Source organism: Peristeroidobacter agariperforans (genome assembly GCF_004138335.1).
GTDB lineage: Bacteria > Pseudomonadota > Gammaproteobacteria > Steroidobacterales > Steroidobacteraceae > Steroidobacter > Steroidobacter agariperforans.
Window position 1 is genome coordinate 426,839 of sequence record NZ_RYFW01000002.1, and the last position, 18,217, is coordinate 445,055.

Sequence of the window (18,217 nt, forward strand, 5' to 3'; positions counted from 1 at the left end):
CGAGCGCGACGTAAAGTTTGTCAGGGCGCGCGGCGGACGAGTGCGCCGGCTGCCGAATAGCCGCCGCCGAACGCGATCAGCAGCGCATATTCACCCGGCTCCAGCTTGTGCGCGTAACGATGCAAAGTGATCGCGACACTCGCGCAGCCGGTATTGCCCAGCTCGCCGATGGTCAGCGCGACACGTTGCGGCGCCAGGCCGAGGTCGTCCGCAACGCTATCGATGATGCGCTTGTTCGCCTGGTGCGGAATGACCAGCCGGACATCGCCCACAGTGAGGTTGTTGCGCTCCAGGAGCAGCCGCGCCATGCCGGCCATCTCCCGGCACGCGTGCACGAAAATGTCCTTGCCGTGATGCATGACCAGGCCGCCGTCGCGCGGGACCATGGTGATGCCGAACGGACCCTTGCCGCGATCTGCGAGACCGACGGTATGCGTGTCCAACACTTCCAGCTGCAGCTTGCCCGGCGTGTTGCCCAGAATCAGTGCGGCCGCGCCATCGCCCCACAGGTGACCGGATTTCTCGTCGCCGTCGGAGGAATACAGACTGTTGTGCTCCGAAGCCACGATCAGCGCCTTGCTGGAGCGGCCGGACGCAAAGTAGGCCGATGCCATGTCGATGGCGTCTATGAAAGATGAGCATGCCGTCGACAAATACATGGCACGCGCATTCGCGAGTGAGAACTCGCGCTGTAGCACGTGAGCGATGGTGCCAATGGTGTCCCACGGCGTGTAGGAAGCGCCGATGATGAGGTCGACATCTTCAAGGTTCGCATCGCCGGTGCGCAGCAGGTGCTTGACGGCCGCGACTGCCATCGAATTCGCATTCTCGCCCTCGCCGGCGCGACGGCGCTGGCGAATGCCGGTCAGTTGCTCGAACCATGGCGAAGGCCGGCCGGTCAGCCGCGAGAAGTAGTCGTTGTCCACGACCCGTTCCGGCAGGTACTCACCCGAGGCATGAATGAACATCGGTCGTCTCTGGACTGTCAAAGCGAAGCGATCTCAGTAGGCAATAGTAACGAGGGCCGCGCGTCCGGCGGCCCGATGAGGCGGCGGCGATTATAGACCTATGACCGGGCTGCGCGGATTTCGTCCGTGAACAACTGCCCATAGCGCGCCAGTTTTGCCTGGCCCACCCCCGGGATGGTGGCAAATTCTTCCAGGCTGGCCGGCGCCCGGCGCACCATCTCACGCAGCGTGGCGTCGTGGAAGATGACGTAGGGCGGTACACCGCTCTGATCCGCCAGCTTTTTACGCAAGGCTCGCAACTTATCGAACAGCGGCTGATCGGCGACGTGCAGGTCGTCGGCTCCGCCGGACACGTCCGACTTGCGCCGTGACGAAGCGGGGGCTTCGGCGATGTGTACCTTGCGCTCGCCGCGCAGGACCTCCCAGCTGGCGGCGTTGAGGGATAGCACCGAATAGCCGTCCTGAGTCTCCTGGGCCAGACCCTGGTGGAGCAGGGCGCGCGCCACGCTGCGCCAGGTGTCGACGCTGTGCTGCTTGCCGATGCCGTATACGCTGAGCTGCGCATGTCCATTGTCGATCAGGCGCTGTGACTGACTGCCGCGCAGGATGTCGATCAGATAGGCGGCGCCGAAACGTTCGCGTCGTTGCGCCAGCCGTGCGATGCACGACAGAAACTGTTGCGCTTCGATCGTGCGGTCCTGCTGCTGGCGCGGGTTGCGGCAGTTGTCGCAGTTTCCGCAGGAATCGGGGAGCACTTCGCCGAAGTATCGCAGCTGGATTCCGCGGCGGCATTCGGTGGACTCGGCGTAGTTGAGCACCTGGCGCAGCTGTTGTCGGGCCAGCCGCTGTTCGTCCTCCAACGGCGCGCCGGTGTCGGGATCGACCTTTTGTTGAATCAGGAACTCGGCGGTGCGGATGTCGGCCGCGCTGAAATACAGAATGCACTCGGCGGGATCGCCGTCGCGCCCGGCGCGGCCCGACTCCTGATAATAACTTTCGAGTGTGCGCGGCAGATCGTAGTGAATCACCCAGCGCACGTCGGGCTTGTTGATACCCATGCCGAACGCGATCGTTGCAACCATCACGCGCGCGTCGTCGCGAATGAAAGCCTCTTGATTGCGACGGCGTTGTTCCGCGCTGAGACCGGCGTGATAGGGCAGGGCGTCGATCCCATCGGATTGCAATTGCAACGCGAGCTCGTCGACGCGCTTGCGTGACAGACAGTACACAATGCCTGCGCTGTCTTCGCGCGCTCGCGCGAGCAGCTCGTCGTAAGTGCGCTTGTTCTTCGGGCGCACGCCGTAATACAGATTCGGGCGGTTGAAGCTCGCGACATGGACCGCCGGATCGTGCAACGCCAGCTGGTTGATGATGTCCTGCCGGACGCGCGGCGTGGCAGTGGCAGTGAAGGCAAACAACGGAACGTTCTCGAACCGACGCCGAAGCGCGGCGAGCTGCCGATACTCCGGACGGAAGTCGTGGCCCCACTCGGACACGCAATGTGCTTCGTCGACCACGAAAGCGTTGATGCCGCGGCCACCGACGAGGCGCGTCAATACACCATCGAAGAAGCCGGACTGTAATAATCGCTCGGGCGCGAGATACAGCAGCTTGTACTCGCCTTGCGCCGCGCCTCGCAGGCGCGCGCTGACTTCGCTCGATTCGAGGCTGGAGTTGATGTACGTCGCCGGGATGCCGTTGTCCTGGAGCAGCCGCACCTGATCCTGCATCAGCGCGATCAGCGGCGAGATCACCAGCGTGATGCCGGGTTGCAGAACCGCGGGCAGCTGAAAGCACAGCGACTTGCCGCCGCCAGTAGGCATGATGGCCAGCAGATCGCGGCCCGCAAGCGCATCGCGCACGACGGCTTCCTGGCCCGGGCGGAACGAGCTGAAACCAAAGCGAGTTTTGAGCGCGGCGAACAGATCGGCGCCGGCGGCGGGGGCATCGGGAGTCATTGCAACGGGGGCGGCTGTCACACCGGCATCATCTCATCCTCGTTCCGCGATTGGCACACGTTAAGACGGCGTTGTTCCACAATTCTTTGCCCACCGGGCCGCGGGCACGGATGGTACCCTCGCGGCAATACCAAGACTCACTAAGAACCGGGGGCATCGTGACCGAACAGCAGAGCAACGCGCGCTTCGCGCTGGCGGTACTGTTCGGCATCAACCTGATGAATTTCTTCGACCGGCAGATTGCCGGCGCGTTGGGCGAGCCGATCCGCATCGAGTTCGGGCTCAATGACACTCAGCTCGGCCTGGTCGCCACCGTATTCACTTTGGTCTACGCAGCTGTCGGCGTTCCGCTGGGACGGCTGACCGACAATTGGCTGCGGACCCGATTGATCGCCATCGGCGTGACTTTCTGGAGCGTGCTCACGGCTGCGTCCGGCCTGGCCTGGAACTACACATCTTTTCTGTTGACGCGCATCGGCGTCGGCATCGGCGAGGCGAGTTGCGCGCCGGCGGGGCAATCGTTGATCGGCGATTTGTATCCACCCGAGCGTCGCGCGCGAGCGATGGCGATTTTCATGCTCGGCCTGCCGTTCGGTCTGTTCGCGGCTTATATGTTGTCGGGATACATCGGCCAGAAGTGGGGATGGCGCGCGGCGTTCTTCGTGGCGTGCTTGCCGGGTTTGATACTCGCGGTGCTCGCACTGTTCATTAAAGAGCCGCCGCGCGGCGCCGTCGAGCAGCGCACTTCGCTCGCGTTGCCGGGGTCGCCATTTCGTAGCGTCATGCGGATCAAGACGCTGTGGTGGATCGTGCTGTCGGGTCTGCTGTTCAACTTCAACAGCTATGCAGTGAACGTGTTTCAAACGCCGTTCCTGCAACGTTTCCACGAGCTCGGCTTGCGGGACGCGAACATGATTTCGGCGTTCTCGTTGGGACTCACGGGCGCAATCGGCTTGCTGTTGGGCGGCTGGCTCGGCGATCGCCTGCGCACGAGGCGAGCGAACGCTCGCGTGCTGATTGCCGCATTCGCGTTGCTGTTCGCGGCGCCGTGCGTGTTCATGGCGCTTCAGCAGCCGAAGGGCGGTGTGGTCGTGTTTACGATATTGATGGGAGCGTCGAGCGCGCTGTCATTCGCGTATTACTCGACCGTGTACAGCGCGATTCAAGATGTGGTCGCGCCCAACCTGCGCGGCACGGCGGTCTCGTTGTACTTCTTCGCGATGTACGTACTCGGCGCGAGCTTCGGCTCGACCATCATGGGTGCGCTGAGCGATTACTTCGCACATCAAGCGATGCTCAACGCCGGCGCGACAGCGATGGAAGACACATTCCGCGCGTCCGGGCTGCACAGTGCGATGTATGTAATCCCGCTACTGATGTTGTTGTGCGCGGGATCGTTGTTCGGCGCGGCGCGGACGATTGCGGCCGACATGCGAGCGATGGTAACGCAGACGAGGTGATGTACTCGTCTGCGAGAATCAGCTAGCGCTCAACGCGTACCGGTGAGGCTCTCCATCATCAGGCCCGTGCCACCTTTGGACACGTGCGCGACGATGGCGGTACGGCGATGGATCTTGGTGACGACACCGAGATTGATGGCGAACGCGAGGTGCACCGTCGCGCCCTTTTTCAATCCCAGGTTCTCGGTTTCGATGAAGACGCCGTTCGCGCTCAAGTTGCGCGCGCGGCACAGCTTGCCGGGACGTCCGGGGACGGAAACGTAGACGGCGGTACGCGCTCTATGACGTGTATGGAGACGTCGCTCCATGCTCAAACTCCCCGATGCGATCTGTGCGCGATCATTATGCCGCGCTCGAAAGCGCGTGCGAAGCCTCTTGGAGAGGCGTTATGTCGTAAGTCACGGCACAATGTCACCGGCACAATATGCACCTTCGTTCTACTGATGTATTCACCTAGGTAACTGCGCATGGTGTCACCGCTCACGCTTGACGAAATACGTCTGGCCGCCGGCCAGCTCGCCGATCACGTCGTGCGGACGCCCGTGCATCGACTGCAGAGTCCCGAGGTCGAGCAGGTACTGGGTGCCACTACCGAGACGTGGTTGAAGCTGGAGTTGTTCCAGCGGACCGGCACCTTCAAGGCGCGCGGCGCCCTGCTCAACGTGTTGGCCCTCTCGGAGGACGCGCGGAAGCGAGGTGTCACGGCCGTCAGCGCCGGCAACCATGCGGCCGCCGTCGCGTTCGCCGCGGCGACGGTGAGCGTCAGCGCCAAGGTGGTGATGTTCGCGTCGGCCAACCCGTTGCGTGTCGAACTGTGTCGCTCCTTCGGTGCTGACGTGGTGTTCGCGGAAAATGCCCACAGCGGATTCGAGTTGGCAGCTCGCCTCGCGGAACAGGAAGGCCGCACGCTGATCCATCCCTTCGAAGGGCGCACCACGGCGCTCGGCACCGCGACCGTCGGGCTCGAGCTGTGTGAGCAGATTCCCCGCCTCGATGCGGTCATCATTCCCATCGGCGGCGGCGGCTTGTGTGCCGGCATCGCGTCGGCAGTGAAGTTACTGGCGCCTCGCTGCGAAGTTTTTGGTGTCGAGCCGGAAGGCGCGGACAGCATGCATCGCAGCTTCGCGGCGGGTGAGCCGCGTTCCATCGAGCGGGTCGCGACCATCGCCGACAGTTTGGGCGCGCCTTACGCCTTGCCCATCTCCTTCGAGCTCTGTCGTCGCAATGTCGACGCGTTGGTTCGCATCAGCGATGGTGAAATGCGGGCGGCTATGCGGTTCTTGCTTCGGAATGCCAAGCTTGCGGTCGAGCCCGCGGGTGCGGCGGCAACCGCCGCGTTGCTCGGCCCTCTGAAGGAACGACTGCGCGGCCGGCGGGTCGGCCTGATTGTCTGTGGCAGTAACGTCGACGCGACCAGCTATGCTCGCCTGATCGGCGACGATCCACTCTAGTAAATCAGCGACTCGGGCATCCTGCCACTCGCGCTGTGGCGCAGAGGGGAAAAGGCGCGACTTTCCCCCTGCGCTCGCCGCCTGCGGCGGCGGGCACATTGCTCTGCGCAGTCCTGCTTCGAGCAAGCCCAGGTGTACATCCATGTACACCCGCTCGGCGGAGCGAAGCCGTGCTTTGCTGAAAGGCACCGCCGAGCCCCTGTGCCTGGGGTGGCACGTGTTAAGTTTCATCCATGACCAAAGCAAATGCGCTCCCCATCGGGGTGTTCGACTCCGGTGTCGGCGGGCTGACAGTGCTCCGCGCGCTTCGACAACGCCTGCCCAACGAGCAATTCATTTATCTCGGCGATACCGCGCGCTTGCCCTACGGCACGAAGAGCGCCGACTCGGTGCTGCGGTATTCGATCCAGGCTGCCGAGTTCCTGGTCAACCAGGGCATCAAGTATCTGGTGATCGCCTGTAACACCGCGTCGTCGGTCGCGGTCGAACCGTTGCGTGAGCGCTTCGCGCCCATGCCGGTCATCGGCGTGATTGAGCCGGGGTCCATTGCGGGGTGCGCGGCGTCCAAAAGCGGCCACATCGCGGTGCTGGCGACGGAGGGCACGGTGCGAGGCGGCGCCTATCAGCGCGCTATCGCTCGGTTAGAACCCAACGCGCGGGTGAGGGCGCAGGCGTGTTCGCTGTTCGTGGCCTTGGCGGAGGAGGGATGGACGGACGGCGCCATCGCCGAAGCCATCGCGCACCGTTATGTTGACGAGTTGTTTCGCAACGATTCGCAAATCGACACGTTGTTGCTCGGCTGTACTCACTTCCCAGTGCTCGCAGCGGCGTTGCGCGTAGTCATCGGGCCGTCGATCACGATCGTCGATTCCGCGGAAACGACGGCGCGCGCCGTGCAGGCGGAATTGATCGATCGAGGATTGTTGAATACAGCGGGGCCCGCGTCAGCGCCGGTTCTGCAAGCCACGGATAGTCCGGAACGCTTTGCGCGCGTGGGCAGCCGATTTTTGGGGGAGTCGTTCGACGCGAGCCGGGTCGAGCTGGTCGATCTATAAACGCGGGATTGGGTATCCCGCGGCGCTTTAAGTGCGAGCGGCGACCGAGCTGCGACGCGAAGTCGGCAGTTCGTCATAGCATTCCACGCGATTGCGGCCGCAGAGCTTCGCGGCGTAGAGCGCGTGGTCAGCAGCTTCCAGCAGCGCAAGCGTGCTCGGGAAACGCTGGTTGGTCGTATACGTCGCGACACCGATCGATGCGGTGACGTGAACACCCGCGACGCTGTCACCTCCGTGTTCAGCACCGGCGAGCGCCGCGAGAATTCGTTGCGCGACCTGGCGCGCGATCGCGCGGTCAGTGCTCGGCAGTACAACGATAAATTCCTCTCCACCGAAACGCGCGACGAGATCGCTGCCGCGGACCACGCCTTGAATCGCTTGCGCGCAGCTGTGCAGTACTTTGTCGCCGATGGGCGTGCCGTACTTTTCGTTGATCAGTTTGAAGCGATCGAGATCGACGTGCGCGACGCTCAAGTCACGGCCGAACACCACGGCTTGTGTGAACTCGCGATCGAGCATGCGATCCAGCCACGGCCGGTTGAGTACGCCGGTCAGCGGGTCGCGACGGCTCGAGTCTTCCGCCTCTTCGGTGCGAGTCTGCAGGGCGCTGGTCGTGGCCTGCAGGTTGGTGACCTCCTGCAGGGCGTGCAGATTCCTGACTGCCAGGAGCTCGCGCGCTTCGGCTAGCAGGTTGTCGGCGTCATCCGCTTCGAGGATGGGCGTCTCGTACAGGGCTTCCGTTTCTGGAATCAGACTGAGAATGCGCGCGACTACTTCATTGAAGTGCTCGTGGCTCATGCTCAGCAGACGATGGGCCCGTTGCGCGAGCGCAGGCACCGAGTTCGCGCGATCCGGGGACAGCACCGCCTCGGCGAGATCGCTGCCGAGTGCGACGCAACGTGCGAACTGACCTTCCTCGGTGGTCCACGCGAACAGCTGCGGCGAATGGCTGGCCTCGACCGGCTTGCACAGCCGCTCGGGCAGATTCCATGCGCGCAACATCATCGCGGTGTAGTAGGAGTGGTCTTTGCCGAGCTTGGCAATTTCGTAGGCCACCCAATCGGCATGCGTCGCTTTCTGCGGCAGCTGGCTGTAGAAGTCGCGCGCGGCGCGGTCCAAGGCCAACACGCCCATGTCCTGGAGCATCGCTGCCAGGAAAACGTCTTCTGGATGCCCGGTTTTCACAGCTTCGCTGAAAGCGCGAGCAGCGGTCGCGCCCAACAGCGCGCGGCGCCAGAAACGGCTGTAGTCGATGCCGGTTGCGCGGAGCGCGCGCATCGAGGAAACCAGCGAAAAGCTCAGCGCCAGGGTCAGTGCGGCGTTCAGGCCGATGATGACCAGCGCCTGGCGCAGGTTTTGGCTGGGGCGGCGTTGTGCGTAAAATGCCGAGTTCGCGATGCGCAGGATCTTGGCCGTCATGGCCGGATCGCGACCGACGGCGGTGGCCACCTTGGCCATCTCGATGTCCGGATCGCGCGCGAGCGCGATGATCTCAGTCGCCACCTGCGGCGGACTGGGAAAATCGACCTGCGCTCTCAAGCGTTGTTCGAGGTCCTGGGGCAGCATAAACCCGCGTCCATTGAGCTGCGTTTCGAATACGGGACGCGCCCGAATGGCGCTGTCGGGCCCTGTATCGGCGCGCGGCGAGATGACTTAAGCGGGAATTTTGCTTCGAGGCGTCAAACAAACCTCGGTTGCTGTTGACACTCAATAGGTTGGCGAAGAGAATGCCCGGCTCTTATGTCCGCGGAGGGGTACCCAAGCGGCCAACGGGGGCAGACTGTAAATCTGCTGGCTTATGCCTTCGTAGGTTCGAATCCTACCCCCTCCACCACTCCTCGAGGCGGGTGTAGTTCAATGGTAGAACCTCAGCCTTCCAAGCTGATGGTGTGGGTTCGATTCCCATCACCCGCTCCATTGCGCTGACCGCGATGAGTCGAGTACGGCGGATATAAGAAGATAGATAGACAGATTGATAGGTAGTTGAAGGGTCGCTCACGTAGCTCAGTTGGTAGAGCACGTCCTTGGTAAGGACGAGGTCACCGGTTCAATCCCGGTCGTGAGCTCCACTCGCCATGTTGACTGGTTCGTGTTTGCCATCTCGAATAAGTGAACCTAGATAGAGGAACGCCGCTGTGGCCAAAGAGAAGTTTGAACGCACCAAGCCGCACGTGAACGTAGGCACCATCGGCCACGTCGACCATGGCAAGACCACGTTGACGGCCGCGCTGACCAAGGTGATGGCGGAGAAGCACGGCGGCGAGTTCAAGGCGTACGACCAGATCGACAAGGCGCCCGAAGAGCGCGCTCGTGGTATCACGATCGCGACGGCGCACGTGGAGTACACCTCGGATGCGCGTCACTACGCGCACGTGGACTGCCCGGGCCACGCCGACTACGTGAAGAACATGATCACGGGCGCTGCCCAGATGGACGGCGCGATTCTGGTGTGCTCGGCCGCTGACGGCCCGATGCCGCAGACGCGCGAGCACATCCTGCTGGCCCGTCAGGTCGGCGTGCCGTACATCGTGGTGTTCCTGAACAAGGCGGACATGGTCGATGACGCCGAGCTGCTCGAGCTGGTCGAGATGGAAGTGCGCGAGCTGCTGTCGAAGTACGACTTCCCTGGCGACACGACCCCGATCGTGAAGGGTTCGGCGCTGAAGGCGCTGGAAGGCGATCAGAGCCCGATCGGCGTGCCGGCGGTGATTCAGCTGGTGGCGGAGATGGACAAGTACATCCCGGTGCCGGAGCGTGCGATCGACGGCGCGTTCCTGATGCCGGTGGAAGACGTGTTCTCGATCTCCGGCCGCGGCACGGTGGTGACGGGTCGTATCGAGCGCGGCATCGTGAAGGTGAACGACGAAGTTGAAATCGTCGGCATCAAGGACACGCAGAAGACGACCTGCACGGGCGTGGAAATGTTCCGCAAGCTGCTGGATCAGGGCCAGGCCGGTGACAACGTGGGCGTGTTGCTGCGTGGCACGAAGCGCGAAGAAGTGGAGCGCGGCCAGGTGCTGTGCAAGCCCGGTTCGATCAAGCCGCACACGCAGTTCGAAGCTGAGGTGTACGTGTTGACGAAGGAAGAGGGCGGCCGTCATACGCCGTTCTTCAAGGGCTATCGTCCGCAGTTCTACTTCCGTACGACGGACGTGACGGGCGCGGTGCAGTTGCCGGAAGGCGTCGAGATGGTCATGCCTGGCGACAACATCAAGATGGTGGTGGAGCTGATTGCGCCGATCGCGATGGAAGAAGGCCTGCGCTTCGCCATCCGTGAAGGCGGCAAGACGGTCGGCGCCGGCGTCGTCGCGAAGATCATCAAGTAAGCGGTTGATCGGGGCGGAGGCCGTTCGGCCTCCGTCTCCTATTGAAAAGTCTAGGCCAGTAGCTCAATTGGCAGAGCGGCGGTCTCCAAAACCGCAGGTTGGGGGTTCGATTCCCTCCTGGCCTGCCAGACTCGGCAACACGAACGCAGTTACGTAATGACTGACCAAGTACAGGAAAATGCCACAGCGCTCGATGCGCTGAAGCTCGCTGCGGGCGTCGTCATTCTGGCGGCCGGCATCGCGGGCTTCTATTGGCTGGTCGATCTGCCGATCTGGTTGCGCTGGATCATCGTGCTGGCGGCTCTGATCGCCGGTGCGTTGGTCAGTCTGCAGTCCTACCAGGGCAAGTCGTTCTGGCAGTTCGTGCAGAGCTCGCGCGTCGAGTTGCGCAAAGTGGTCTGGCCGAGCACCCAGGAGACCTGGCAGGTCACCCTGGTGGTGTTCGTCATGATCATCGTGCTCGGTTTGTTTTTCTGGGGCGTGGACACGCTGCTCGGCTTCCTCACGAAGTGGCTGACCGGGCGCGGAGGTTGACATGGCTTTGCGTTGGTACGTCGTGCACGCCTATTCCAACTTCGAGCACCGCGTTGCGGAGGGCTTGAAGGACCGCATCAAGATGCAGGGCCTGCAGGACAAATTCGGCGAGATCCTGGTGCCGACCGAAGAAGTGGTCGAAATGCGCGACGGTCAGAAGCGCAAGAGCGAGCGCAAGTTCTATCCCGGTTACGTGCTGGTTCAGATGGAGATGGACGAAGCGACCTGGCACCTCGTGAAGGAAGTGCCGAAGGTGCTCGGCTTCATCGGCGGTACGCCGGAAAAGCCCGCGCCGATCACCGAGAAGGAAGCGATGAGCATCCTCCGGCGCGTCGAAGAGGGCATCGACAAGCCGAAGCCCAAAGTGCTGTTCGAGCCCGGCGAAGTGGTGCGCGTCATCGACGGCCCCTTCAACGACTTCAACGGCGTGGTCGAGTCGGTCAACTACGAAAAGAACCGCCTGCAAGTGGCGGTGCAGATCCTCGGCCGCTCGACGCCGGTGGAATTGGATTTCAGTCAGGTCGAAAAGGCCTGACAGGCGAAGTGATCAGCGGTTGGCGGTTGGCGGTTGGCGGTTGGTAAAGACGAAGAGCCAAGACTCTTGTTCTGAACCAACCGCCAACCGCTAACCGCTAACCGCCAACCGCTTCTTTATTTAAACGATGGGGAGCCACTCGTAGAGTGGCGTTTGCACCCGGAGAGCATCATGGCCAAGAAAGTCACTGGCTATATCAAACTGCAGATCCCTGCAGGCCAGGCGAACCCGAGCCCGCCGGTCGGTCCGGCGCTGGGTCAGCAGGGCGTCAACATCATGGAATTCTGCAAAGCGTTCAACGCGCAGACGCAGAGCTTGGAAAAGGGTCTGCCGACCCCAGTTGTGATCACTGTCTACAGCGATCGCAGCTTCACCTTCATTCTCAAGACGCCGCCGGCGTCGGTGCTGATCCGCAAGGCCATCGGCATTGAGAAAGGCAGCGGCGCGCCCAATACCAACAAGGTCGGCAAGATCAGCCGCAAACAGCTCGAAGACGTCGCCAAGATCAAGCAGCCGGATCTGACGGCCGCGGATCTGGAAGCCGCAGTTCGCACCGTTGCGGGCACTGCGCGCAGCATGGGCGTTGACGTGGAGGGCGTGTGACATGCCATTCGTAGCTAAGCGTTTGAAGGCCTGGTCGAACAAGATTGAGCCGGGCAAGGTGTATCCGATCGACGTGGCCCTGGGTCTCGTGCAGGAATTCGCCAAGGCGAAGTTCGCAGAGTCCGTCGACGTGGCCGTGAACCTCGGCATCGATGCCTCGAAGTCGGACCAGCAGGTCCGCGGTTCGACGGTGATGCCGAACGGCATCGGCAAGACGGTGCGTGTCGCCGTGTTCACCTCCGGCAAGAACCAGGATGCGGCCCGCGCCGCCGGCGCCGACATCGTCGGCCTGGAAGACCTCGCCGAGAAGGTGAAGGCCGGCCAGATGGACTTCGACGTGGTGGTCGCTTCTCCGGATGCGATGCGCGTCGTCGGTCAGCTCGGTCAGATCCTCGGTCCTCGCGGCCTGATGCCGAACCCGAAAGTCGGCACCGTGACGCCGAACGTCGCTGACGCCGTCAAGAACGCCAAGGCCGGTCAGGTGCGTTACCGCTCCGACAAGGCCGGTGTCGTTCACTGCACGATCGGCAAGGCGAATTTCGACGCGGCCAAGCTCAAGGAAAATCTGCAAGCGTTGCTCGCGGACCTGCAGAAGGCGAAGCCCGCCGCCGCCAAGGGCATCTATCTGAAGAAGATCTCCGTGTCTTCGACGATGGGTCCGGGCGTGCCGGTCGAGCAGTCGTCACTGTCGATCTAAGTTGTTTCCGAGCGGGCACTCACTTCGCAGTGAGTGCTCGCTGTTGATTGATGAAGCCTGTCGCGAGACAGGCCACATCGAAGACCGCAGGTGGAATGTGAGTTCCTTAATGAGGCCTGCGCAGATGGTGTTACCTGAATCGGCCGTTCCCAAATGGGAATTTCCCGCTGAAGGGCGCCGTCAGACCGCACTTCCCGGCAACGGGAAAAGGCGGTCAGGGTGGATGCGAAAGGAGGCGCATCCGTTCGTGTTAACGCTCTTCACGCCAGGAGGAAATCATGGCGCTCAGACTCGATGACAAGAAGGCGCTGGTAGCCGAAGTCGCCGCGGTAGCTGCAACTGCGCAGTCCGTGGTGGCCGCGGAATACCGTGGGCTAAAGGTTTCGCAGATGACCGATCTGCGGACCAAGGCTCGCAAATCCGGTGTCTACCTGCGAGTGGTGAAGAACACGTTGGCCCGCAAGGCGATCGCCGGCACTCAATTCGAAGTGGTCGGCAAGAGCCTGAAAGGCCCGCTGGTTCTCGCGTTCTCGAAGGATGACCCGGGTGCTGCTGCCCGACTGGTCAAGGACTTCGCAAAGACCAACGACAAGCTGGTGACGACCGTAGTGTCGCTCGGCGGCGCGTTGCTCACGGCGAAGGACCTGGACCGGGTCGCCAGCCTGCCGACGCTCGAAGCGGCTCGCGCATCCCTGTTGGGACTGCTGCAGGCCCCGATGAGTCAGTTTGTCCGCACGATCAACGAACCTCACGCCCAGTTGGTGCGTGTGTTGGCCGCGCAGAAGGACAAGCTCGGCGCGACGGCTTAAGCCGCCCGCCCGATTCGATTACGGTTACATCATCTAACTATTGGAGTTATTCAAATGGCTATTTCGAAGGAAGAACTGATCGACGCGCTGTCCCAACTGAAGGTGTTGGAAGTGGTCGACCTGGTCAAGGCGCTGGAAGAGAAGTGGGGCGTGAGCGCCGCTGCTGCCGTCGCCGTTGCCGCGGCTCCTGCTGCCGGTGGCGCTGCCGCTCCGGCCGCCGAAGAGAAGACCGAGTTCAGCGTGACCATGACCAGCTTCGGCGCCAACAAGGTCGGCGTCATCAAGGTCATCCGCGAGATCACGGGCCTGGGCTTGAAGGAAGCCAAGGACCTGGTCGAAGGCGTGCCCTCGCAGGTCAAGGACGGCGTGCCGAAGGCCGAAGCGGAATCGATCAAGAAGAAGCTGGAAGAGGCCGGCGCCGCTGCGGAGATCAAGTAATCTCGTTCGCGGAGTTTTGTTGAGCGTACTTTTACCGGTACCTGGAAGGCGCGGCGGCGGAGCGGGCTCCGTCCGCCGTGCTTTCCTATTGTCTTTTGTGGCGGCGGCCCAACGTCGGGTGGCCTCCCCAGTTCAGTTTCGAAGCCCTGAACTCTCTAATCAGATTCGGCAAGGGTGACCCAGATGGCCTATTCGTTCACCGAGAAGAAGCGTATCCGTAAGGACTTCGGCAAGCGGGAGAGCATCCTCGAGGTGCCTTACCTGCTGGCGATTCAGCTCGACTCGTACCGCAAGTTCCTACAAGCCGATGCGCCCGAGATGGCTCGGGCGGACGCTGGCCTGCACGCTGCGTTCAAGAGCGTGTTTCCGATCACCAGCTATTCCGGCAACGCCATTCTCGAATACGTGAGCTATCGCCTCGGCGATCCGGTATTCGACGTGAAGGAGTGCCAGATGCGCGGCCTCACCTACGCAGCCCCGCTGCGCGTGAAGGTACGCCTGGTTGTTTACGATAAAGAGACGTCGACTCCGACCAAGAAGACCGTCAAGGACATCCGCGAGCAGGAAGTCTACTTGGGCGAAATGCCTCTGATGACCGACAACGGCACCTTCGTCGTGAACGGCACCGAGCGCGTCATCGTCTCCCAGCTGCACCGTTCGCCGGGCGTGTTCTTCGATCACGACCGCGGCAAGACCCACAGCTCGGGCAAGCTGCTGTTCTCCGCGCGCATCATTCCTTATCGCGGCTCGTGGCTCGATTTCGAGTTCGACCCGAAGGACTGCGTGTTCGCGCGTATCGACCGTCGCCGCAAGCTGCCGGTCACCATCATCCTGCGCGCTCTCGGCTACACCGAAGAGCAGATGCTGGACATGTTCTTCGACAAGAACACCTATCGGCTGTCGAAGGAAAAGATTGAATTCGAACTGATCCCGGCCCGCCTGCGCGGCGAGACCGCGTCGTTCACCATCAAGGTCGGCGAAGAAGTCATCGTCGAGGAAGGCCGCCGCGTGACCGCGCGTCACGTGCGCCAGCTCGAGCAGAAGAACGTCACCAGCTTGGAAGTGCCGAAGGAATATCTGGTCGGCAAGATCCTGGCGCACGACGTGTTCAACACCGAGACCGGCGAGATCCTGGCCAAGGCCAACGAGATCCTGACCGTCACCGTGATCGACAAACTGATCGAAGCGGGCGTGACCGAAATCCGCGCGCTGTACGTGAACGATCTGGACCGCGGCCCGTACATCTCCGACACGCTGCGCATCGATCCGACCCGCACGCGCCTGGAAGCGCTGGTGGAAATCTATCGCATGATGCGTCCGGGCGAGCCGCCGACCAAGGATGCGGCCGAAAACCTGTTCCAGAACCTGTTCTTCAATGCCGAGCGCTACGACCTGTCGGCCGTGGGCCGCATGAAGTTCAACCGCCGCGTGCACCGTGAAGAGATCGTCGGCCCGGGCATCCTGTACGACGCCGCGCACTTCTCGAAGCGCACCGATGAGTTCTCCAAGGAGCTCGTCGAGAAGTACACCGATACCTCGGACATCATCGCGGTGATCAAGGAGCTGTGCGACATCCGCAACGGCAACGGCCAGGTCGACGACATCGATCACCTGGGCAACCGTCGCGTGCGCTCGGTCGGCGAAATGGCGGAGAACGCCTTCCGCATCGGCCTGGTGCGCGTCGAGCGCGCCGTGAAGGAGCGTCTGACGCTCGCCGAGTCCGAAGGCTTGATGCCGCAGGAAATGATCAACGCCAAGCCGGTCGCGGCGGCGGTGAAGGAATTCTTCGGCTCCTCGCAGCTGTCGCAGTTCATGGACCAGAACAATCCGCTGTCGGAAGTGACGCACAAGCGTCGCGTGTCCGCGCTCGGCCCAGGCGGCCTGACGCGCGAGCGCGCGGGCTTCGAAGTGCGCGACGTGCATCCGACTCACTATGGCCGCGTGTGCCCGATCGAAACCCCTGAAGGTCCGAACATCGGTCTGATCAACTCGTTGTCCGTGTACGCCCGCACCAACGACTACGGCTTCCTCGAGACGCCGTATCGCAAGGTCGTGGACGGCGTGGTCAGCGAAGAGATCGACTATCTGTCGGCCATCGAAGAAAGCCAGTACGTGATCGCGCAGGCGAACGCGACGCTCAACGAGAAGTCGCAGTTCGTCGACGACCTCGTGTCGTGCCGTCACTTGAACGAGTTCATGCTGTCCTCGCCGGACAAGATTCAGTACATGGACGTGTCGCCGAAGCAGATCGTGTCGGTGGCCGCCTCGCTGATTCCGTTCCTCGAGCACGACGACGCGAACCGCGCGTTGATGGGCTCGAACATGCAACGTCAGGCCGTGCCGACGCTGCGTGCCGAGACGCCGCTGGTCGGCACCGGCATGGAGCGCGCTGTGGCGATCGACTCGGGCGTGACCGTGGTCGCGCGTCGTGGCGGCGTGATCGACTCGGTCGACGCTTCGCGTATCGTCGTTCGCGTGCACGATGCTGAAACGTCAGCGTCGGAAGCCGGCGTCGACATCTACTCGATGACCAAGTACACGCGTTCCAACCAGAACACCTGTATCAACCAGCGTCCGCTGGTGAAGGCGGGTGACGTGATCGCGCGCGGCGACGTGCTGGCCGACGGCCCGTCCACCAACCTGGGCGAGCTGGCGCTGGGCCAGAACCTGCTGGTCGCGTTCATGCCCTGGAACGGCTACAACTTCGAAGACTCGATCCTGATCTCGGAGCGCGTCGTCCATGACGATCGCTTCACGACGATCCACATCGAAGAGCTCACTTGCGTCGCTCGCGACACCAAGCTCGGCCCCGAAGAAATCACCGCCGACATTCCGAACGTCGGTGACATCGCGCTGGCCAAGCTGGACGAGGCGGGCATCGCGTTCATCGGCGCCGAAGTGAAGGCCGGCGACATTCTGGTCGGCAAGGTCACGCCGAAGGGCGAGACCCAGCTGACGCCGGAAGAGAAGCTGCTGCGCGCCATCTTCGGTGAGAAGGCGTCTGACGTTAAGGACACCTCGCTGCGCGTGCCCCCGGGCATGGACGGCACCGTGATCGACGTGCGCGTGTTCACGCGCGACGGCGTCGAGAAGGACAGCCGTGCGTTGTCGATCGAGAAGTCGGAGCTGGAGAAGGTTCGCAAGGACCTGGAAGACCAGCGCCGTATTCTCGAGGACGACTTGTTCCAGCGTATCCAGGCCGTGCTGCTCGGCAAGCCTGCTTCGGCAGGCCCGCAGAAGCTCAAGGCCGGCACCGTCATCGACGAGAGCTATCTCTCCAGCATGCCGCGCGAGCAGTGGCTGGAAATTCGTCTGCAGGACGATGAAGAGAACGCCGCCGTCGAACGCGCCGCCGAGCGTTTGAAGGCTCAGCGCAAGGAATTCGAGAAGCGCTTCGACGAGAAGCGCGCCAAGATCACCGCGGGCGACGATCTCGCTCCGGGCGTGCTGAAGATGGTCAAGGTGTACCTGGCCGTGAAGCGCCGCGTGCAGCCGGGCGACAAGATGGCCGGCCGTCACGGTAACAAGGGTGTCGTGTCCACCATCATCCCGGTGGAAGACATGCCGTTCGACGAGAACGGCACCCCGGTCGACATCGTGCTCAATCCGCTGGGCGTGCCCTCGCGTATGAACATCGGCCAGATCCTCGAGACGCACCTGGGCTGGGCGGCCAAGGGCATCGGCCACAAGATCGGCCGCATGCTCGACAGCATGGCTGCCGAGCGCGCGACTCAGATCCGCGGCTTCCTCGACGAGGTCTACAACAAGTCGGGCGGCCAGAAGGCCGACATCGCTTCGTTGACCGACGACGAGATCATCGCGCTGGCCGGCAACCTGCGGCACGGCGTGCCGATGGCGACGCCGGTGTTCGACGGCGCGGCCGAAGAGGAAATCAAGCGCATGCTGGAGCTGGCGGAACTGCCGGCCAGCGGCCAGACGACGCTGTTCGACGGTCGCACCGGCGAGCGCTTCGAGCGTCAGGTGACGGTGGGCTACATGTACATGCTGAAGCTCAACCACCTGGTCGACGACAAGATGCACGCCCGCTCGACCGGTCCGTACTCGCTGGTCACGCAGCAGCCGCTGGGTGGCAAGGCGCAGTTCGGCGGTCAGCGCTTCGGCGAAATGGAAGTCTGGGCGCTGGAAGCGTATGGCGCCTCGTACACGCTGCAGGAAATGCTCACGGTCAAGTCCGACGACGTGAACGGCCGTACGCAGATGTACAAAGCCATCGTCGACGGCAACCACGAGATGAAGGCCGGCATGCCCGAATCCTTCAACGTGCTGGTGAAAGAAATCCGTTCGCTGGGCATCAACATGGAGCTGGAGCAGGAGAGCGACAAGTAATTCCCAAGGGATTTACGACTCACTCTCAGGCAACAC

General features: G+C 62.7%; 15 protein-coding genes and 4 tRNA genes. 15 read left to right on the forward strand and 4 right to left on the reverse strand.

Annotated features, from left to right (window positions below):
- Nucleotides 1–20 precede the first annotated feature (20 nt).
- Both EK373_RS15745 and recQ read right to left on the reverse strand, forming a co-directional pair.
- Nucleotides 21–968 (reverse strand): 3-oxoacyl-ACP synthase III family protein, encoded by a 948-nt coding sequence (locus EK373_RS15745; protein WP_129644573.1) that lies wholly within the window; start codon nt 966–968, stop codon nt 21–23.
- Between the two features lie 98 nt (nt 969–1,066).
- Nucleotides 1,067–2,947, reverse strand: a complete 1,881-nt coding sequence (gene recQ, locus EK373_RS15750) for a DNA helicase RecQ (protein ID WP_232831127.1) — start codon at nt 2,945–2,947, stop codon at nt 1,067–1,069.
- A 137-nt stretch (nt 2,948–3,084) separates the two neighbouring features.
- On the opposite strand from recQ, the gene EK373_RS15755 reads away from it, so the two are divergent.
- Complete coding sequence (locus tag EK373_RS15755; protein ID WP_198683377.1) at nt 3,085–4,386, forward strand: spinster family MFS transporter; 1,302 nt, start codon at nt 3,085–3,087, stop codon at nt 4,384–4,386.
- Between the two features lie 29 nt (nt 4,387–4,415).
- Here EK373_RS15755 and EK373_RS15760 read toward each other — a convergent pair whose 3' ends face one another.
- Nucleotides 4,416–4,694, reverse strand: coding sequence for a PilZ domain-containing protein (locus EK373_RS15760; protein WP_116808918.1), 279 nt, complete (start codon nt 4,692–4,694; stop codon nt 4,416–4,418).
- A 159-nt stretch (nt 4,695–4,853) separates the two neighbouring features.
- On the opposite strand from EK373_RS15760, the gene EK373_RS15765 reads away from it, so the two are divergent.
- Both EK373_RS15765 and murI read left to right on the forward strand, forming a co-directional pair.
- Nucleotides 4,854–5,837, forward strand: a complete 984-nt coding sequence (locus tag EK373_RS15765) for a threonine ammonia-lyase (protein WP_129644577.1) — start codon at nt 4,854–4,856, stop codon at nt 5,835–5,837.
- 233 nt (nt 5,838–6,070) lie between these two features.
- Nucleotides 6,071–6,892: a glutamate racemase gene (murI, locus tag EK373_RS15770; RefSeq protein ID WP_129644579.1), complete on the forward strand. Its 822-nt coding sequence runs from the start codon at nt 6,071–6,073 to the stop codon at nt 6,890–6,892.
- Between the two features lie 27 nt (nt 6,893–6,919).
- Here murI and EK373_RS15775 read toward each other — a convergent pair whose 3' ends face one another.
- Nucleotides 6,920–8,458 (reverse strand): sensor domain-containing diguanylate cyclase, encoded by a 1,539-nt coding sequence (locus EK373_RS15775; RefSeq protein WP_129644581.1) that lies wholly within the window; start codon nt 8,456–8,458, stop codon nt 6,920–6,922.
- A gap of 182 nt (nt 8,459–8,640) precedes the next feature.
- Between EK373_RS15775 and EK373_RS15780 the strand changes: the two genes are divergently transcribed.
- The 12 genes from EK373_RS15780 (at nt 8,641) to rpoB (ending at nt 18,181) form a co-directional block, all read left to right on the forward strand.
- Nucleotides 8,641–8,726 (forward strand) — tRNA-Tyr (locus EK373_RS15780).
- Between the two features lie 9 nt (nt 8,727–8,735).
- A tRNA-Gly gene (locus EK373_RS15785) sits at nt 8,736–8,809 on the forward strand.
- A 76-nt stretch (nt 8,810–8,885) separates the two neighbouring features.
- Nucleotides 8,886–8,961: transfer RNA gene (locus EK373_RS15790), tRNA-Thr, on the forward strand.
- A gap of 66 nt (nt 8,962–9,027) precedes the next feature.
- Nucleotides 9,028–10,218, forward strand: coding sequence for an elongation factor Tu (tuf, locus tag EK373_RS15795; protein WP_129644583.1), 1,191 nt, complete (start codon nt 9,028–9,030; stop codon nt 10,216–10,218).
- A 52-nt stretch (nt 10,219–10,270) separates the two neighbouring features.
- A tRNA-Trp gene (locus EK373_RS15800) sits at nt 10,271–10,346 on the forward strand.
- 28 nt (nt 10,347–10,374) lie between these two features.
- Nucleotides 10,375–10,752: a preprotein translocase subunit SecE gene (gene secE, locus EK373_RS15805; protein ID WP_129644585.1), complete on the forward strand. Its 378-nt coding sequence runs from the start codon at nt 10,375–10,377 to the stop codon at nt 10,750–10,752.
- A gap of 1 nt (nt 10,753) precedes the next feature.
- The gene (gene nusG, locus EK373_RS15810) at nt 10,754–11,287 is read left to right on the forward strand and encodes a transcription termination/antitermination protein NusG (RefSeq protein ID WP_116808912.1); all 534 of its coding nucleotides are present in this window, start codon (nt 10,754–10,756) and stop codon (nt 11,285–11,287) included.
- 171 nt (nt 11,288–11,458) lie between these two features.
- A complete protein-coding gene (gene rplK / locus EK373_RS15815) occupies nt 11,459–11,890 on the forward strand; it encodes a 50S ribosomal protein L11 (protein ID WP_129644587.1) in 432 nt (143 codons plus the stop codon).
- A 1-nt stretch (nt 11,891) separates the two neighbouring features.
- Nucleotides 11,892–12,587: a 50S ribosomal protein L1 gene (rplA, locus tag EK373_RS15820; RefSeq protein WP_129644589.1), complete on the forward strand. Its 696-nt coding sequence runs from the start codon at nt 11,892–11,894 to the stop codon at nt 12,585–12,587.
- A 278-nt stretch (nt 12,588–12,865) separates the two neighbouring features.
- The gene (gene rplJ, locus EK373_RS15825; protein WP_129644591.1) at nt 12,866–13,396 is read left to right on the forward strand and encodes a 50S ribosomal protein L10; all 531 of its coding nucleotides are present in this window, start codon (nt 12,866–12,868) and stop codon (nt 13,394–13,396) included.
- A 54-nt stretch (nt 13,397–13,450) separates the two neighbouring features.
- Nucleotides 13,451–13,834, forward strand: a complete 384-nt coding sequence (gene rplL, locus EK373_RS15830) for a 50S ribosomal protein L7/L12 (RefSeq protein WP_232831128.1) — start codon at nt 13,451–13,453, stop codon at nt 13,832–13,834.
- 183 nt (nt 13,835–14,017) lie between these two features.
- Nucleotides 14,018–18,181 (forward strand): DNA-directed RNA polymerase subunit beta, encoded by a 4,164-nt coding sequence (gene rpoB, locus EK373_RS15835; RefSeq protein ID WP_129644593.1) that lies wholly within the window; start codon nt 14,018–14,020, stop codon nt 18,179–18,181.
- The last annotated feature ends 36 nt before the right edge of the window (nt 18,182–18,217 follow it).

Bases quoted from the DNA above. Each gene is read 5' to 3' on its own strand.
- secE (WP_129644585.1), top strand. From the start codon at position 10,375: ATGACTGACCAAGTACAGGAAAATGCCACAGCGCTCGATGCGCTGAAG.
- EK373_RS15775 (WP_129644581.1), bottom strand. From the start codon at position 8,458: ATGCTGCCCCAGGACCTCGAACAACGCTTGAGAGCGCAGGTCGATTTT.
- EK373_RS15745 (WP_129644573.1), bottom strand. From the start codon at position 968: ATGTTCATTCATGCCTCGGGTGAGTACCTGCCGGAACGGGTCGTGGAC.
- EK373_RS15760 (WP_116808918.1), bottom strand. From the start codon at position 4,694: ATGGAGCGACGTCTCCATACACGTCATAGAGCGCGTACCGCCGTCTAC.
- rplJ (WP_129644591.1), top strand. From the start codon at position 12,866: ATGGCGCTCAGACTCGATGACAAGAAGGCGCTGGTAGCCGAAGTCGCC.
- rplK (WP_129644587.1), top strand. From the start codon at position 11,459: ATGGCCAAGAAAGTCACTGGCTATATCAAACTGCAGATCCCTGCAGGC.
- rplL (WP_232831128.1), top strand. From the start codon at position 13,451: ATGGCTATTTCGAAGGAAGAACTGATCGACGCGCTGTCCCAACTGAAG.
- EK373_RS15765 (WP_129644577.1), top strand. From the start codon at position 4,854: ATGGTGTCACCGCTCACGCTTGACGAAATACGTCTGGCCGCCGGCCAG.
- rpoB (WP_129644593.1), top strand. From the start codon at position 14,018: ATGGCCTATTCGTTCACCGAGAAGAAGCGTATCCGTAAGGACTTCGGC.
- murI (WP_129644579.1), top strand. From the start codon at position 6,071: ATGACCAAAGCAAATGCGCTCCCCATCGGGGTGTTCGACTCCGGTGTC.
- rplA (WP_129644589.1), top strand. From the start codon at position 11,892: ATGCCATTCGTAGCTAAGCGTTTGAAGGCCTGGTCGAACAAGATTGAG.
- nusG (WP_116808912.1), top strand. From the start codon at position 10,754: ATGGCTTTGCGTTGGTACGTCGTGCACGCCTATTCCAACTTCGAGCAC.